This window comes from Paenarthrobacter sp. (assembly GCF_031180005.1).
Lineage (GTDB): Bacteria > Actinomycetota > Actinomycetes > Actinomycetales > Micrococcaceae > Arthrobacter.
In genome coordinates, this window is record NZ_JAPSHI010000071.1 from 1 (window position 1) to 1,748 (window position 1,748).

At 62.7% G+C, this 1,748-nt stretch carries 2 protein-coding genes; both read right to left on the minus strand.

Annotated features, from left to right (window positions below; translation table 11 throughout):
• Positions 1-822, minus strand: an 822-nt coding sequence (locus tag RIF72_RS20020; protein ID WP_309076533.1) for an ABC transporter substrate-binding protein, incomplete at its 3' end; no start/stop codon positions are given.
• 218 nt (positions 823-1,040) lie between these two features.
• On the minus strand, positions 1,041-1,748 hold a 708-nt coding region (locus tag RIF72_RS20025; protein WP_375164258.1), incomplete at its 5' end, for a tRNA methyl transferase PRC-barrel domain-containing protein.

Sequence of the window (1,748 nt, forward strand, 5' to 3'; positions counted from 1 at the left end):
CTCGAGGTCCGCGACGTCGGTGGCCGTGAGGATGCGGCCTGCGACGTCGATGTTTCCCTGCTGGACATCCAGCTTGAGGTTGTTGGGATCCGCGTAGTGCTTGAGTGTCGCGCCATCATTGGCCGCAGTGCCAAGGAGGCCCTTGTAGTCGGGGTTGGGTTTGAAGTTCACCAGTTCGTTCTTCTGGTAACTGTCAATGGTGTACTGGCCGGCGAAGGGTTCCGCTTCCACAATGGCGTCATCGTCCATGATCTTGTCCGCGGGGAAAACGTCCTCGTCAACAATGGGGCCCGGGTTGGACGCCAGGACGCCGGGGAAAACCTGATCGTCGGCTGCCTTGAGGGTGAAGACCACGGTGGTGGGGTCCGTCGCCTCCACCTTCTCCATGTTCGACAGCAGGGAGGCCGGGCCGTTGGGATCGTTGATGGCAACGACACGTTCGAAGGAGAAAACAACATCGGAAGAGTCAAGGGTGTTGCCATTGGCAAATTTAAGGTCCGGCTTGAGCTTGACCGTGTACTCGGTGGGGCTGGTGAAAGACGCCGATTCAGCAATGTCAGGAGTGGCGTCAGCCGTCCCCGGGGCGTAGTTCAGCAGGAAGGGATAGATCTGGTTCATCACCATGAACGAACCGCCGTCGTAGGAACCGGCGGGATCGAGGGTCACCACCTTGTCGGTAGTGCCGTACGTGATGGCACCACCGGCAGATTCCGTAGAGTCACCGCCGCCACCGCCGGAGGGGCCCGTGCAGGCTGTCAGGGCGAGGGCGGAAACGCCTGCCAGCGCGATGGCACCGTGCAGGGATTTGTTGAGCTTAGTCATCCTTGAACCTTCTGTCCGATGAATAGGCGTCAGCTGCTGCCCGGGAGTCTGTAGGCCGGGCAGCAGCTGGCGGCTCTGATTCCCCGATTCAACCAGAAAGTTCCCAGATGAAACGGGAAATCTGAGCAATTCTTGTGACTTTAGGCACAAAGTTTTTGCAGCGGGCCTCGCTCAACGGCTTGCTGCGCGTGTCCACGCGGGACGCTTGAGGGGCAGCGTCAGCCCAGTTCGGCGCGTTGCAAGGAGCGGGCGGCGTCGATGGTTGCCTGGCCCAGCACCCGGCTGCCCTGGTAAAGCACGACGGTCTGCCCTGGGGCCACTCCCCGAAGCGGGTCAGTGAGGCGGACTACCAGTCTGGGGCCGGATCCGTCGGTGCCGGAATGATCCATCCATGCCACCGCCGGGACCGGATCACCATGCGCCCGGACCTGGGCATGGCAATCGAAGCGCGCGCCTGTCCCAACCTCGGCGATGGGAAGCCCGGCCCATGAGACCTTGATTCCGCGGATTTCATCGATGGCCAAGAGCGCTTCGGGCCCGACGACGACCTTGTTTTCCTTGGGGCGGATCTCCAGGACGAAGCGCGGCTTGCCGTCTGCAGCGGGAGTGCCGAGCTTCAGACCTCGTCGCTGGCCTACGGTGAAGGCGTTGGCACCGGGGTGCTCGCCCACTTTGGCGCCGGTTTCATCCACAATGTCGCCGGTGGTCATGTCGATCTTCTCGGCGAGCCAGCCTGCGGTGTCGCCGTCGGGAATGAAGCAGATGTCGTGGCTGTCGGGCTTGTTGGCGACGGACAGCCCACGGCGCTCGGCTTCGGCGCGGACCTCGGCTTTGGAGGGCGTGTCTGCAAGGGGGAACATGGAGTGCTGCAGCTGCTCGTGGGTCAGGACCCCCAGCACATAGCTCTGGTCCTTTGCCCAGTCCGC